Annotated in this window: 12 protein-coding genes; 6 read left to right on the top strand and 6 right to left on the bottom strand. The window is 70.9% G+C overall.

What is annotated here, in order from left to right; genetic code table 11:
- Positions 1-5 precede the first annotated feature (5 nt).
- Together JOC24_RS26245 and JOC24_RS26240 are read right to left on the bottom strand one after the other, a co-directional pair.
- Entirely contained in the window at positions 6-524 is a 519-nt protein-coding gene (locus tag JOC24_RS26245; protein WP_205022866.1) for an SUKH-3 domain-containing protein, read from the bottom strand.
- Positions 525-534: 10 nt separating this feature from the next.
- Positions 535-1,056, bottom strand: coding sequence for a YwqJ-related putative deaminase (locus JOC24_RS26240; RefSeq protein WP_205022865.1), 522 nt, complete (start codon positions 1,054-1,056; stop codon positions 535-537).
- Between the two features lie 237 nt (positions 1,057-1,293).
- Here JOC24_RS26240 and JOC24_RS26235 point away from each other — a divergent pair, with 237 nt between their 5' ends.
- The 3 genes from JOC24_RS26235 (at position 1,294) to JOC24_RS26225 (ending at position 5,885) form a co-directional block, all read left to right on the top strand.
- The gene (locus tag JOC24_RS26235; protein WP_205022864.1) at positions 1,294-2,271 is read left to right on the top strand and encodes an SMI1/KNR4 family protein; all 978 of its coding nucleotides are present in this window, start codon (positions 1,294-1,296) and stop codon (positions 2,269-2,271) included.
- A 5-nt stretch (positions 2,272-2,276) separates the two neighbouring features.
- Complete coding sequence (locus JOC24_RS26230) at positions 2,277-4,784, top strand: SUKH-4 family immunity protein (protein ID WP_374104525.1); 2,508 nt, start codon at positions 2,277-2,279, stop codon at positions 4,782-4,784.
- Between the two features lie 204 nt (positions 4,785-4,988).
- Positions 4,989-5,885, top strand: coding sequence for a cellulose-binding protein (locus JOC24_RS26225; RefSeq protein ID WP_205022862.1), 897 nt, complete (start codon positions 4,989-4,991; stop codon positions 5,883-5,885).
- 308 nt (positions 5,886-6,193) lie between these two features.
- Here JOC24_RS26225 and JOC24_RS26220 read toward each other — a convergent pair whose 3' ends face one another.
- Positions 6,194-7,639, bottom strand: a complete 1,446-nt coding sequence (locus JOC24_RS26220) for an NCS2 family permease (protein ID WP_205022861.1) — start codon at positions 7,637-7,639, stop codon at positions 6,194-6,196.
- Between the two features lie 333 nt (positions 7,640-7,972).
- Here JOC24_RS26220 and JOC24_RS26215 point away from each other — a divergent pair, with 333 nt between their 5' ends.
- Positions 7,973-8,593, top strand: a complete 621-nt coding sequence (locus JOC24_RS26215; protein ID WP_205022860.1) for an XRE family transcriptional regulator — start codon at positions 7,973-7,975, stop codon at positions 8,591-8,593.
- 24 nt (positions 8,594-8,617) lie between these two features.
- Here the strand turns inward: JOC24_RS26215 and JOC24_RS26210 are convergent, their stop codons facing one another.
- Entirely contained in the window at positions 8,618-10,234 is a 1,617-nt protein-coding gene (locus tag JOC24_RS26210) for an MFS transporter (RefSeq protein ID WP_205022859.1), read from the bottom strand.
- A gap of 338 nt (positions 10,235-10,572) precedes the next feature.
- Here JOC24_RS26210 and JOC24_RS26205 point away from each other — a divergent pair, with 338 nt between their 5' ends.
- Together JOC24_RS26205 and JOC24_RS26200 are read left to right on the top strand one after the other, a co-directional pair.
- Positions 10,573-11,361, top strand: a complete 789-nt coding sequence (locus tag JOC24_RS26205) for an ABC transporter ATP-binding protein (protein WP_205022858.1) — start codon at positions 10,573-10,575, stop codon at positions 11,359-11,361.
- Positions 11,358-13,937 (top strand): ABC transporter permease, encoded by a 2,580-nt coding sequence (locus tag JOC24_RS26200; RefSeq protein ID WP_205022857.1) that lies wholly within the window; start codon positions 11,358-11,360, stop codon positions 13,935-13,937. Before JOC24_RS26205 ends, JOC24_RS26200 begins: the two co-directional genes overlap by 4 nt.
- An 84-nt stretch (positions 13,938-14,021) precedes the next feature.
- Here the strand turns inward: JOC24_RS26200 and JOC24_RS26195 are convergent, their stop codons facing one another.
- Positions 14,022-14,396 carry a type II toxin-antitoxin system VapC family toxin gene (locus JOC24_RS26195; protein WP_205022856.1) on the bottom strand — a complete coding sequence of 125 codons (375 nt, stop codon included), beginning with the start codon at positions 14,394-14,396 and terminating at the stop codon, positions 14,022-14,024.
- A complete protein-coding gene (locus JOC24_RS26190) occupies positions 14,396-14,638 on the bottom strand; it encodes a type II toxin-antitoxin system Phd/YefM family antitoxin (protein ID WP_205022855.1) in 243 nt (80 codons plus the stop codon). Before JOC24_RS26190 ends, JOC24_RS26195 begins: the two co-directional genes overlap by 1 nt.
- Positions 14,639-14,766: the final 128 nt, after the last annotated feature.

Below are 14,766 nucleotides of genomic sequence, written 5' to 3'. Positions count from 1 at the left end.
GGGGCTCAGCCCGAGGTGAGGCGTGCGGGCTGGACGCCCGTCATGAGGGTTTCGAGGGCGCGGTCGATGTCGGAGCCGAGGTACCAGTCGCCGGTGTGGTCGATGGAGTAGACGCGGCCTTCGCTGTCGATGGCGAGGACCGCTTGTCCGTCGCCTTCTTCGCCCAGGGGGGCGACTTCGGTGTCGAGTGCGCGTCCGAGGTCGGCGAGTGTGCGGGCCAGGTGGAGTCCGCTGAGCGGGTCGATGCGCACGGTGGCGGTGGCGATCTGGCGGCCCGGTGCGGTCGAGGTGATGCGGAGGCCGCCGAATTCGGCCCAGGCTTCGACGGCCGCGGGGAAGACGGCGTGCTGGTGGCCGGCGGGGGAGGAGTGGGAGCGGAGGGCGTCGGCCCATTCCTCGGCCTGGCGGATGTCCCAGCGGCCGGGTTGCCATCCGGCGTCGCGGAGTGCGGCGTCGACGGCGACGGGGAAGCGGGTGGTGGAGGTGCGGCTCTGCTGGCCGGGTACGTCGGTCCGGTTGTGCATGGTGGTGCGCTCAGTCCTTCTCGGCGGTGGTCGCCGCACTCGTGGTGAGGTCGACGGGGCGTACGCCGAAGTGGGCGAGCATCACCGTGCAGGAGCGGCAGGGGGGTGCGTAGCTGCCGTGGAGGGGGTCGCCGTCCTCGCGGATGCGGCGGGCGGTGAGGCGGGCGTGTTTGAGGGCGCGGCGGGCCTCGCTGTTGGTGAGGGGTTTGCGCTGGGCCCGTTTGGAGCGGCTGTCGTCGGCCGAGGTGAGCTGGCGTGACAGGAGTATGGCTTCGGGGCAGCGCCCGGTGAAGCGTTCGCGCTGGTTGCTGGTGAGGGTGTCGAGGAAGTCCTGTACGAGTGGGTGGAGGACGGGCGGCTGGTCGCCTTTGCCCGCGGTGCAGGTGAGTGTCTCTCCGCGTACGGACAGGGCTGCGGCCACCGCGGGCAGGATGCCGTCGCGGCGGTGCTGGAGGTGGGGTGCGCGGTTGGGTTCGGTGGTGCTCCAACTGAGTCGCGGGTCTCCGGATGTGACTGCTTGTGCTGTGTGCATGGTGTCGGTGTCCCTCCCGTGCAATCCCCCGAGTTGCGGGGACAGCCTGCCAAATGTGCAGGGTGGTGGGGAAGCGGGGTGGGTGAATCGTGTCTTCGTGTCGCGGCCGGGGGGCCGGCTGTCGCGTGTCCGTCACACGGTGGTGACGTTCGGTGAGCGGGGGTGCGGGGGCGGGGGGCGTTGTTGCGCCACCGCATAGGCTGTGCGGAACACCAGACGCAGCAGGGGGCAGACGCCATGACGACAGGTCGGCTCGGGCAGCAAGCCGCGCCACCGAATGCGGCCTATGCCGGGCAGGTCGTGCATTTCCCGGATCCTGTCCGGGCGTCCCGCCACCCCAGGGGTGTGCGCGTGGACGGGAACGGCTTTCCGGTGCTTTCGCCGTACGCGCGTGCGGCCGCGGAGATCGCGGATCCTCCTCCGGGTTTCGGTATCGACGAGTTGCGGTTGACGGACTACGTGTCGGCGAACGCGGCGTTGGCGGCGAGTGGTCATGAGCTGTGGGACACGATTCCCGCGGTGGCGACCCCGCACGGCTGGACGTGGCACCACGTGGCGGGTGGCCGGCGGATGGAGCTGGTGCCCGTCGAGGTGAAGGCGCTGCTGCGTCATCACGGTGGGCTGGCGACGACCGCGGTGGATCAGGACCGTCGGGGTACGCGGCCGCTGCAGGAGACCCGGCCGGCTCACTTCCGGCTGCCGAAGGGTTCTGTGGCGGTGGGTGAGCAGCAGGTCCTGGGCGTCGAGGAGGACCTGGGGTACCGGCTTCCGGGTGCGTACCGGTCGTTCCTGAAGGCGGCGGGTGGTTCGGCTCCGGTGGGTGCGGCGCTGGACGCGGAGCTGGGTCTGCTGGTCGAACAGCCGTTCTTCACGGTGCGTGAGGAAGCGGCTGTGAACGATCTGGTCTACGTCAACAAGTGTCTGCGTGATCACTTCACGAAGGATTTCCTGGGTGTGGGTTTCGTCCAGGGCGGGATCCTGGCGGTGAAGGTGCGTGGCACCGGTGTGGGGTCGGTGTGGTTCTGTGCGTACGACGACGCGCGGGATCAGGACGGCTGGGGTGTGCAGGAGCGGGTCGACCGGCTCCTGTTGCCGTGCGGTGAGGATTTCGATGCTTTCCTTCAGCGTCTCGCGGGGAATCCGCCGGAGCTGGAGACGGTGGCGAACCTGATGGTGGACGGTGGCTTCGCGCGGGCCGTCCCGGTGGAGGGGTGAGCGGAGTGGTGACGTTCGCGCAGGCGCAGGAGCGTGCGGATGAGTGGGTCAACGGTGATGTGCCGGCGTATCAGCACCGTGAGGTCCGGGTCCGTGAGTTCGAGCTGGGTTTCGTGGTGTGGGCCGAGGACCGTGCGGAGGGTCCTCGTTCCGACGGGGGCCGTCAGCGGCTGGTGATCGCCCGGGACAGTGGTGAGGCCACGTTGTGGCCGGGGCTGCCGGTGGGTGAGGTGATACGGCGGTACGAGGAGGACTACGGGGCGTCCGCGGAGGCGGGTGCTGCTCCGGAGCCGCCGGAGCGCATTGATCTGAATCAGACGTCGTTCCTGCTGACTCCGCCGGAGTGGTTGCAGGAGGCGGCTGACAAGTTGGGGATTCCGGACAGGCGTGCGGAGGCGGACGGGTCGTCGTCCTCTTCTGCAGGGTCCGCTTCTTCTGCCGGGAGCGCGGAGTCTGCTGGGTCCGCCTCCTCCGGCGCGTCCGCTGTGCCGCCCGAGTCGTCGTCCTCCGGTCCCGCTCCGCTTTCCCCCTCTCCTTCGGCTTCGGCGTCGGAGTCCCCGGATTCGGGTGCCGCGTGGCCTGCTGCCGGTGGGCAGGGGGATCATGAGCCGACGGCGAACGACGGGGTGCCGGCCGGGGGGACTCCCTGGGCGGGTACGGATACCAATGCCGGGGCGGACGAGGGTGCGGTGCCGTTGCCCGCGACGGTGTTCGCGCCGCCGATTTCGGGGTCGGACGATGACGGGGCTCGGCCGCCGGTCGTTTCCGCGGAGGCGCCCACGGCGTTGATGTCGGGCGGCAGTCAGCTGCCGCCGACCGCGGTCCGTCCGGGGCTTGACCCGCTGGCGCCGCCGCCGCCGGGTGTTGCTTCCGCTGGGGCTCCTGCCGCGCCGGGGGCCGGGGACATCGCGGACGCGGCGACGAGCAAGGCCGTCGTGCCGCCGCGGGGTGCTCGGGGGGCGGGGTCGGCTACTCCGCCGCCGCCCGGGGCGCCGGGTGTACCGGGGGCGACACCGCCGCCTGCGGGTCCGGGTGCGCCGGTGGGCGGGTACGCGCCGACGCAGTTCTCGCAGCAGGGCCTTCCGGGTGCGCCGCGACCGCCCGCGCCGCCTGCCCCTCCCGGGCCGCCGGGTCCTCCCGGTTCGACGCCGCCTCCGGGGGGCGGGATGCATCACGCCGCGACGATGTTCGCCGATGCGAGCATCGGTGGCCCGAACGCGCCGCGTCCTCCGGGCCCGCCCGGCCCTCCGGCTCCTCCCGGGCCTCCTGGTGCTCCGGGTATGGCGCCGCCGGCTCCGCCCGGCTCCATGCCTCCGCCCGGTCCGCCCGGTCCTCCCGGTCCGCCTCCGGGCGCGACCCCTCCTCCTGGGGGCGGGGTGCACCACGCCGCGACGATGCTGGCGGCTCCGGGGCAGGTCGGTCTCGGTGCGACGCCTCCGCCCGGTCCTCCTGGGCCTCCTGGTCCGCCCGGTATGCCGGGTCAGGGTCCGCACACTCCGCCGCCTCCCGGGGCGTACGGCTATCCGCAGCAGGCGACGGGCCGGCCGACGGTCGGTCCGGGGTACCAGGCCGTGCTGCGTTTCCGCGCGGCCGACGGCAGTGAGCAGCAGCTGATCCGGCGTTCGGCGCCGGGTACTCCGCATCCGGAGTGGCAGATGCTGCATGAGCTGCGTGCGATGAACGTGCCGCCGCAGCAGGTGATCGAGCTGCACACGGAGCTGGAGTCGTGCGAGCTTCCGGGTGGTTACTGCGCTCGGATGATCCGGGAGACGTGGCCGCAGGTCAGGATCACGAGTGTGGCGCCGTACGGTACGGATCACGCGAGTCGGCAGCAGGGCATGCAGCATCTGCTGACGCATCAGGGTGAGCTGCATCAGGTGGCGGACGGTCCGGCGCGGCCGGCTCCGGTGCGGGCGCCTTTGCCGCAGATGCCGCCCGCGGCGGTGTTGCCGCCGGAGGCGCTGGCGGAGGAGTTGCACGGGGCGTTCGGTCCTGGTGTGCTGCGTTTCGATCAGCGGGCGGTGTCGCGTCAGGGTGTGCCCGAGGTGGTGGCGCGGACGCTGGTGTGGGCGGGTCTGCCGGCTGACTTCGGGCCGTTCTTCTGGGCGCAGCCGGGGCATCCGGTGGTGCCCACGCTGGCGGAGCTTGCGGCGCAGCGGCAGGTGCAGCCGGCGTCGGACGCGGGTTCGTATCTGGTGATGGGTTCGGACTTCGGCCGGGCCATCTGTGTGCAGTACGGGACGGCGAACATCGTGGCTGTTCCGGTGGAGGCGGGGCCCGGTGGTCAGCCGGTGCCGCCGCAGTTCGTGAACACGGGGCTGCCCGAGTTCGTGCGGTCGATGGCGTTGCTGGGCCGGATGTGGCGGTTGCGGTTCGGGTTGAATCCGGAGCAGGCGGGCCGGTGGACGGTCGATTTCCAGGCGCAGCTGGTGGCTGTCGATCCGGCGGCGCTCGCTTCGCCGGACGGCTGGTGGTCGGTTCTGCTGGAGCAGATGTGGGACGGACTGCTGTGATCCGTTCGGATCGGGTCTGATCTGTTGTGTGCGAGAGGCGCTCGTCCCCTGGTGGGGGTGGGCGCCTTTTGTGTCAGGTTCTGTGATGCGGGTCGCTTCCGTCCTGAAAGCAACTGATCGATTCCGACTTCCGGGCGAATTGCCGCATCCTTGGCTTATTGCTTCATGGTCGGGGAGTCGGAGAGCGGGAAGAGGGCTTCAGGGATGAGTGGTGGACCGGTGTCCGCGCACGGTTTTGTCGGCTCGCGGGGGCGTGGTTACCGCCCTGAGCAGGTGGACCGCGTGGTGGCCTCGCTGTCGGCGGAGCGGGACGGGGCTCTGGAGCGCCTCTCGCGGCTGACCGGGTTGGCCCAGGAGCTGGCGGAGGAGTCGGCGCGGCTGGGTGAGGTGGTGGCCTCGCTCGCGCCGCAGACGTATCAGTCGCTGGGGGAGCGGGCGCAGCAGATCCTGGCTCTGGCCGAGGCCGAGGCGGAGGCCGCGCGGGGTGCGGCGCTGGAGGAGGCTCAGTCGCTGGGTGACGCGGCGGACGCGGCGGGCCGGGAGGCCCGCGAGGCGGCGCGTGCGCGGGCGGGGGAGGTGCGTGCCGCGGCGGAGGCGCGTGCGGAGGAGGAGCTGGCGGCGGCGCGGGTCGCGGCCGCGGCGCTGGTGGCCGAGGCGCGGCAGGATGCGGGTGAGGTGCGTGGGGCCGCGGAGGCGGAGATGGAAGGGACGCGTCGCCGTACGGCGGGGGTGCTGGCGCATCAGGAGCAGGAGCATGCCGAGCGGAGCAAGGCGGCGGACGCGGAGATCGCCGGGGCGGAGGCTGCCGCGGCGGAGCGTGAGGCGGAGCTGACGGCGCGCGGGGAGGCGCTGCTCGCGCGGGCGCGGCGGGAGCTTGCGGAGACGGAGGAGGCGGCCCGGCACGGGCAGGAGGACGCGGAGGCGCGGGCCGCGGAGTTGGTGTCGGGGGCGAGGACGGCGGAGGAGCGTGTGGTGCGGGAGACGGAGCGTGTCCTGCGGGAGCACGAGGAGGGTCGCGAGGAGGTGCAGGCGCACATGGCGCATGTGCGTAGTTCGCTGGCGACGCTGACGGGGCGCGAGGTGGCGGGTCCGGTGGAGTAGCTCTCGGCCCCGGGGTGTGGCGTCGGGGCCGATGCGTACGTCGGGTGCCGGGCCGTCGGCGGCCCGGGCCCCGCGCTTAGCGGATCCTCACCGGGTCCCGCGGGTCTTCGTGCGGTGTGCTGCGGTCTGCCGCGTCCCCTGCCGTGGGGCCCGGCCATGGGGCGAGCCGTGGGGGTCCGGGCGCGCTCGATGGCGTGGAGTCGGAGCGCACGACGCGACCGCGCCCCGGCGGGTGGTGCCCGCGACGGCGGTCCCCCGGAGCGGTGTGGTTCGCACCCCGGGGACCGCGTCGGCGGCGGGTCTTCGTGCTACTTGATCCCGAGGAGCTGTTCCAGCGGGTCGATCGCGAAGTAGACGAGGAAGAGCACCGCGGTGGCCCAGAGGAGCCAGTGGACTTCCCGGGCCTTGCCCAGGCACGCCTTGATGATCACGTAGGCGATGAAGCCGGCGCCGATGCCGTTGGTGATGGAGTAGGTGAACGGCATGACGACGATGGTGAGGAACGCGGGGACGGCGAGTTCGTAGCGGTCCCAGTCGATGTGCTTGACCTGCGTCATCATCAGGAATCCGACCGCGACGAGCGCGGGGGAGGCGGCCTGCATCGGCACGATGGTCAGGACCGGGGTGAAGAAGAGGGCCAGGGCGAACAGGCCACCGGTGATGAGGTTGGCGAAGCCGGTACGGGCGCCTTCGCCGACGCCCGCCGCGGACTCGATGTAGGTGGTGGCGGACGAGGAGGAGGCGGCGCCGCCGGCCACGGCGGCCGCACCGTCGATGAGCAGGACGCGGCCGAGGCCGGGGACCTGGCCCCGTTCGTCGAGGAGTCCGGCCTCGGCGGTGACGCCGACGACGGTGCCCATCGTGTCGAAGAAGTCCGACAGGATGAGGGTGAAGATCAGCAGGACGACGGTCAGGACGCTGATCTGCCCGAACGAGCCGAACAGGTCGAACTGGCCGAGCAGCCCGAAGTCGGGTGCGGCGACGGGGGAGTCGGGGACCGAGGGGGCGGTCAGGCCCCAGGACCTGACCTCGGCGAGCTGGTTGACGACGATGGACAGGACGGTCATCAGGACGATGCTGATGAGGATGGCGCCCTTGACCTGGCGGGCGAGCAGCACGACCGTGAGGATCACGCCGAGGCAGAAGACGAGCATGGGCCAGCCGGTGAGGGCGCCGGTGCCGAGCTGGACGGGCACGGTGGTGCCCGCTGCGTCCGGGATGCGGGTGACGAATCCGGCGTCGACGAAGCCGATGAAGGCGATGAAGAGGCCGATGCCGACGCTGATGGCCTGCTTGAGGGCTTGCGGGATGGCGTACATGATCGCTTCGCGCAGGCCGGTCGCCACCAGTGCGCAGATCAGCAGGCCCTCGAGCACGATGAGGCCCATCGCGTCGTCCCAGGCCATCAGGGGGGCGACCTGGTAGGCGACGACGGCGTTGATGCCGAGGCCCGCGGCCAGGGCGAGCGGGAGGTTGCCGCCCACGCCCATGATCAGGGTCATCACCGCGGCCACCAGGGCGGTGGCGGTCACCAGTTGGACGGTGTCCAGCTGGTTGCCGAACTTGTCCTCCGCGCCACCGAGGATGATCGGGTTGAGCACGAGGATGTACGCCATGGTGAAGAAGGTGGCGAATCCACCACGTACTTCCCGGCCATAGGTCGATCCGCGTTCGGTGATGCGGAAGAACCTGTCGAGCGCGCCACCGGATCTGGTCGGTGGTATCTCGGCCGGGCTGGTCTTGCTGGGGTGCATGACGACGTCTCCTGGGCCTGCGGTCGATGGGGGACGGGGAACCGCCGCTGCCCGGTATGGCTTGCAGGCAGTTGTGCGAACACACATGCGGCACCTTGGGAGCGGATCATACGTGCCGAGGTGTGACCATCAAGTGCCCTGTTTGGAAAGCGAGTTACGGGACGAAATCTGCCTGTCGGTTCCTACGGAATCGCCGGTGATCTATTGCGTCAAACCGTGATGCAGGCGACAGCGACCATGGCTTTCCAGTCACACTCCCCTTACGTTCTGTGCGTGCACCCACCACTCCCTTTCAATGCGCGTGCTGCCCGAGCCCTGCGTGAGAAGCTCGGGATGGCCCACGGTCACGTCGCCTACGGCATGCGGGCCTCCTTCGGAACGGCCTACGTCACGCCTGAGCACGTCGCCGCCTGGGAAGGCGGCACCGTTCTGCCCAGTGCGGGTGAGCTGGCGGCTCTGGCGGGGGCGTTGTGGTGCCATCCCCGAGAACTGATGGGACGTCCGCGGACGTTGCGCGAGCACCGCATCGCCCAGGGGGTCGCCGCCGAGGACGTCGCCCGCGGCACCGGTGTGCCACTGGACGCCTACGTCCGCATGGAGGAGGCCGGCCGGTGGAGCGGGGACAAGAGGCAGTCCGCGAAACTCGGCAGTGTGCTCAGGCTGCCCCCGCGTGACTTCGTCGCCGTCACCGGGCTGGAGGACGAACTCGCACGCATGCTCACCGAGGCCGTCACCACGCGGTGGCAGGCCCACGTCCGCGCGATAGCCAAGCTCATCTCCGTGGAGCGCAAGGCGCTGCACGACCCGCTGGACTCCATGTACCACGAGTACCAGGCGCTCATGGCTGCCACGCTCAGCCGGGCCGGTGGCAGCACCGCTTCCGGCGAGGACGGGCGGCGCTACCTCGACGACATCGTCGACCACTTCTGGGACCGGCTCCCGGATCAGGCGTGACCGCCCGGGCGGGGAGGGGCCGGTTCAGCCTCTGGGGGCCGGGGCGGTGTCCTCGTGCTCGGCCAGCACCGGGAAGCGGCGCGGGGCGACGAAGACCAGGACCAGCAGGGCCAGTCCGGCCGCCACGGCCGCACCGGTGAAGACATGGTCGGTGGCGGTGTCGACGGCACGCCGCAGGTGGTTCGTCGCCGCGGCGGAGAGGGCCGCGGGGTCCTCCAGCGCGCGGGACACGGCGTCCAGGTCGCCCGGCAGTCCCGGCACGGGGGCGTCGGCCAGCCGGGAGGCGAGCACCCCGTTGGCGACGGCGCCGAAGAGGGCGGCCCCCACGCTCTGGCCGACCTGACGGCAGAAGAGCACGGACGCCGTCGTCGTACCCCGCTCGGTCCAGCCGACCGTCGACTGTACGCCGATGATCAGCGGGAGCTGGAAGAGGCCGAGCGTCGCGCCGAGCAGCAGCATGAGCAGGGCGGGCTGCCAGGCGGCGCCGGGGTAGGGCAGCAGGGGGAAGCAGAGCAGGGCCAGCAGGGCCCCCGACATGCCGATGATGGCGGTGCGGCGGAAGCCGATGCGGTTGTAGACCCGGTCGGAGAGGGCGGCGGCGACGGGCCAGCTCAGGGTCATCACCGACAGGACGAACCCGGCGGCGATAGGGCCGAGTCCGAGGACCGACTGGGCGTACGTCGGGAGGAACACGGTCGGCGCGACCATCAGCAGTCCCATCGCACCGAGGGCGAGGTTGACCGAGGCGATGGTGCGGCGCCGCCAGACCCAGCCGGGGATGACGGGTTCGGCGGCGCGGCGCTCGATCACGACGGTCAGGCCGGCGAGTGCGGCGGCGGCCCCCAGCAGTCCGAGTGAGGGCACGGACAGCCAGGGCCACGCGACGCCGCCCTGGACGAGTGCGGTCAGCAGGAGCGCGCCGGTGGCGAAGACCGCGAGGGCGCCCGCCCAGTCGATGCGGGGGCGGGCGGCGGGGCGCGGCCGGGCGGGTTCATGGAGGTGACGGACCACCAGCCAGAGGGCGACGGCACCGACCGGCAGGTTGATCAGGAAGATCCAGCGCCAGTCGGCGTACGCGGCGAGAAGCCCGCCGACAGCGGGCCCCGCCACGGCGGAGGTGGCCCAGACGGTGGACAGTTTCGCCTGGATCCTGGGCCGTTCCCTGAGCGGGTACAGGTCGGCGGCGATGGTCTGCACCGTGCCCTGGAGAGCGCCGCCGCCCAGGCCCTGGACGACGCGGAAGGCGATGAGGGCCGCCATGTTCCAGGCGGTGGCACAGAGCAGGGAGCCGGCCAGGAAGAGGACGATGCCGGCGATCAGGACGGGCTTGCGGCCGAAGGTGTCGGAGAGTTTCCCGTACACCGGCAGGGTGACGGTCACGGCGAGCAGGTAGCCGGAGAAGAGCCAGGAGAAGACGGAGAAGCCGCCCAGGTCGCCGACGATCTGGGGGACGGCGGTGGCGACGATCGTCCCGTCGATGGCGGCGAGGCCCATGCCGAGCATGAGGGCCGCGGCGACCGGGCGGCGGGCGCGGTCGGTGTCCGGGGCCGCCACGGGGGGAGTTGCCCCGTGCACCGCTTCGGGGCTGTCCATGCCGCCGGTGCCGTTCGTGCCGCCCACAGGGGTCCCTTCCCTATGCATCTATTTCTTGGGGGTCACTGTCCCACCACCCGCGGTCCCGCGGGAACCGCGGGCCGAGGCGTGAGACCCCTACTCGGGTCTCGCCCTTGGGGCTTGGACCCTTAGGGGGAGCTACGGAGTTGTGCCCGGGGGCCGTTCCTCCCGCCGGAGGACGTGACGGGTGTGTCCCTTTCCATAGCGTGTTACCGCACCGCCGATGCGGCCGGCCACAGGGAACGGGGTGGGGGAAACCCCCCTCGAAGACTGCGCCGGGCACCAGCGCGCCGGACCCCCTTCCCATCCGAGACTCGGAACGTACACAGAGACGTCCGCGCATCGACCGACATAGGAGAAAAACCGTGACAACGGCTGTAACCATTCCCAGGCACGGGGACACTGGAGGGCGTACGGCCGTAGCTGCGCGGGCGCGGCAGGTCGTCAAGGCGTACGGGGCGGGCGAGACCCGGGTCGTGGCACTCGACCACGTCGACGTGGACATCGTCCGCGGGCAGTTCACGGCGATCATGGGTCCGTCCGGGTCCGGCAAGTCGACCCTGATGCACTGTCTGGCCGGCCTGGACACGGTGACCTCGGGGCAGATCCACCTCGCCGAGACCGAGATCACGGGCCTCAAGGACAAGAAGCTCACACAGCTGCGCCGGGACCGCATCGGTTTCATCTTCCAGGCGTTCAACCTCCTCCCGACGCTCAACGCCCTCGAGAACATCACGCTGCCGATGGACATCGCGGGCCGCAGACCCGACGAGGGATGGCTGCGACAGGTCGTGGAGACCGTCGGCCTCTCCGAGCGGCTGAAGCACCGGCCCACCCAGCTCTCCGGCGGTCAGCAGCAGCGCGTCGCGGTGGCCCGGGCGCTCGCCGCCCGCCCCGAGATCATCTTCGGTGACGAGCCCACGGGGAACCTGGACTCCCGGGCCGGCGCCGAGGTGCTGTCCTTCCTCCGCAAGTCGGTCGACGAGCTCGGCCAGACCATCGTCATGGTCACCCACGACCCGGTGGCCGCCTCCTACGCGGACCGGGTCCTCTACCTCGCGGACGGTTCCATCGTCGACGAGATGAAGAACCCGACGGCCGAGCAGGTCCTGGACCGCATGAAGGACTTCGACGCGCGCGGGCGGACGTCATGACGGTGTGGAAGACCTCGATGCGCAACTTCCTCGCGCACAAGGGGCGGATGGCGCTCTCCGCCGTCGCCGTCCTGCTGTCGGTGGCGTTCGTGAGCGGCACGCTCGTCTTCACGGACACGATGAACACCACCTTCGACAAGCTCTTCGCGGCGACCTCCGCCGACGTCACGGTCAGCCCGAGGACGGCCGAGACCGACGACGTCCCGGAGAACGGCAGGCCCGAGGCGCTGCCGGCGTCGCTCGTGGCCGAGGTCGCAGGTGTGGGCGGGGTGAGGAAGGCCGAGGGCGCGGTCATCAGCATGGCCGTCACGCTCGTCGACGGCCGCGACAGGAACCTCGGCTCGGACACCGGTGCCCCGACCATCGCGGCCAACTGGACCGAGAACGACCTGCGGTCCATGGAGATCACCTCCGGCCACGCCCCGCGCGGTCCCACCGAAGCGATGATCGACGCGGACACGGCCGGGAAGCACGGCCTGAAGCTCGGTGACGAGGTGCGCACCATCGCCGTCACCGGTGACATCAGGGCGAAGATCACCGGTATCGCGGCGTTCACCGTCACGAACCCCGGCGCCGCCATCGTCTACCTCGACACCACCACCGCGCAGCAGAAGCTGCTGGGTGCTCCCGACGTCTTCTCACACATCTCGGTCACCGCGGAAGCGGGTGTCGGGGACGCCGAGTTGAAGAAGGACGTCGCCTCGGCCCTGGGCGGTTCGGCGGCGTACAAGGTGCAGACGCAGAAGGAGGCCGCCGCCGCGAACAAGGACTCGATGGGCTCCTTCCTGGACGTCATGAAGTACGCGATGCTCGGCTTCGCCGGGATCGCCTTCCTCGTCGGCATCTTCCTGATCGTCAACACCTTCTCGATGCTGGTCGCCCAGCGCACCCGGGAGATCGGCCTGATGCGGGCCATCGGCTCCAGCCGCAAGCAGGTCAACCGGTCCGTGCTCGTCGAGGCGGTCCTGCTGGGCATCGTCGGATCGGTCCTGGGTGTCGCCGCCGGCATCGGCCTCGCCGTGGGGCTGATGAAGCTCATGGGCGCCATCGGCATGGAACTGTCCACCAAGGACCTCACGATCGCCTGGACGACCCCGGCGATCGGGCTGGCGCTCGGCATCGTCGTCACCGTCCTCGCCGCGTACGTTCCGGCCCGCCGGGCGGGCAAGGTCTCCCCGATGGCCGCCCTGCGTGACGCCGGCACCCCGGCGGACGCCAGGTCCGGCTGGGTCCGGGCTGTGCTGGGTCTGTTCCTCACCGGGGCCGGTGCCGCGGGTCTGTGGGCGACGACCCGGGTCGACGACGCGAGCGAGGGCTCGCTCTACCTGGGCATCGGCGTGGTCCTCACCCTGATCGGCTTCATCGTGATCGGCCCGCTGCTCGCCGGTGCGGTCGTGCGGGGCCTCGGCCTCGTCGTCCTGCGGCTGTTCGGCCCCGTCGGACGCCTGGCGGAGCGCAACGCGCTCCGCAACCCTCGGCGTACGGGAGCGACCGGTGCCGCCCTGATGATCGGCCTGGCGCTGGTGGCGTGCCTCTCGGTCGTCGGCTCCTCCATGGTGGCCTCGGCCACCGACGAGCTGGACAAGTCGGTCGGCACGGACTTCATCGTCCAGTCGAACACCGGCCAGCTGATCGTGCCGCAGGCCGCGGCGGCCATCAGGAAGGTGCCGGGCATCGAGCACGTCACCGACTACAAGGTCCTCGCCGCGAAGCTCACCAACCCCGACGGCTCGACCGTCGACGAGCACGTCACCGCCGCCGACCCGACCTACCCGCAGGACCTGCGGCGCACGACCGTGGCCGGCGACCTGGCGAAGGCGTACGGCGAGAACGCCATGTCGGTCGGCTCGGACTACGCCGCGCTGCACGGGATCGAGGCGGGGGACGAGATCACCGTCGCGTTCAAGGCCGGCGAGACCGCGAAGCTGGAGGTCGCGGCGATCACCTCGGACGACACGACCGTCGACCAGGGAGCGATGTACATCAACACCACGACCGCCGAGCGCTACGTCCCCGCCGACAGGATGCCCACGAACATGATCATGTTCGCCTCGGCGCAGGACGGCAAGGAGAAGGAGGCGTACGCCGCCCTCAAGAGCGAGCTCGCCGCCTACCCGCAGTACAAGGTGCAGAACCAGGCCGACTTCAAGGAGGACCTGAAGGACCAGGTCGGTCAGCTGCTGAACATCGTGTACGGGCTGCTCGCCCTGGCGATCGTCGTGGCGGTGCTCGGTGTGGTGAACACCCTCGCCCTGTCGGTCGTCGAGCGGACCCGGGAGATCGGCCTGATGCGTGCGATCGGCCTCTCCCGACGCCAGCTGCGTCGCATGATCCGGCTGGAGTCCGTGGTGATCGCCCTGTTCGGCGCGCTGCTCGGACTCGGCCTGGGCATGGGCTGGGGCACCTCGGCCCAGAAGCTGCTGGCCCTGGAGGGGCTCGGCGTCCTGGAGATCCCGTGGCCGACGATCATCACGGTGTTCGTCGCCTCGGCCTTCGTCGGACTGTTCGCCGCACTGGTCCCGGCCTTCCGGGCCGGCCGGATGAACGTCCTCAACGCGATCGCCACGGACGGGTGACGGTGTCGGACGTAGGTTGACCGGTCCGGCCCCGGGCGCTCCTCCGAGCGCCCGGGGCCGGACCGCGTTCGTTCGGCTGTCGGTTCAGGCGTGCATGACCGGTACGTCGTACTGGGGGATCCACTTGTCGCGGGTGACGATCGTCAGCCCTTCGGTCTGGGCCTGGGCGACGAGGACGCGGTCGAAGGGATCACGGTGGAGCGGGGGGAGGCGGCCCGCCTTGACGCCGTGCCCAGCGGTGACCGCGAGACTGGTCAGCTGGCAGTCGCGGACCCGCTCGGCCAGGTCATCGGGACCAGCCAACTTTCCGGCCGACTGCTTGATGGCGATCTCCCACGGAGTCGCGGCACTGAGGTAGACGGCGGGCTCCGTGTCGATGAGGTCCTTCAGCTCGTCGGAGAGCTCAGGGGAGTCGTCGAGCCACCACAGGGCGATGTGGGTGTCGAGCAGGAGGCGCATCAGCGCATCCCGAAGGCGTCGGCGATGTCGTCCGGAAGCTCGTCGAAGTCGTCGGGGATGTGGATCCGTCCCCGGAGGGATCCACGACCGGTCCGCCGTACCTTCGGATGAAGGGGCACGACCTTCGCGATGGGCTCCCCGGCCCGGCTGATCACGACCTCCTCGCCGGTCTCGACCTGTTGCAGTATGCGTGAGAAGTGTGTCTTGGCCTCGTGCACGTTGTACTGCCGGGCTGCTTCCATGACGCCTCGCTCGGACCAAGGGTGGACTAGCTGCTGGACTAAGGCTAGCCCCGCTGCCGCCGTACGGACAACGGCGTTCCCTCGCGCGGGTGACACACCGGCGTCGTACGCTGGAGACCCCGGCCCGT

Source organism: Streptomyces sp. HB132 (genome assembly GCF_016909575.1).
Classification (GTDB): domain Bacteria; phylum Actinomycetota; class Actinomycetes; order Streptomycetales; family Streptomycetaceae; genus Streptomyces.
Note: the sequence above shows the minus strand (reverse complement) of the source record. Positions and strands in the feature narration are given on the sequence as shown.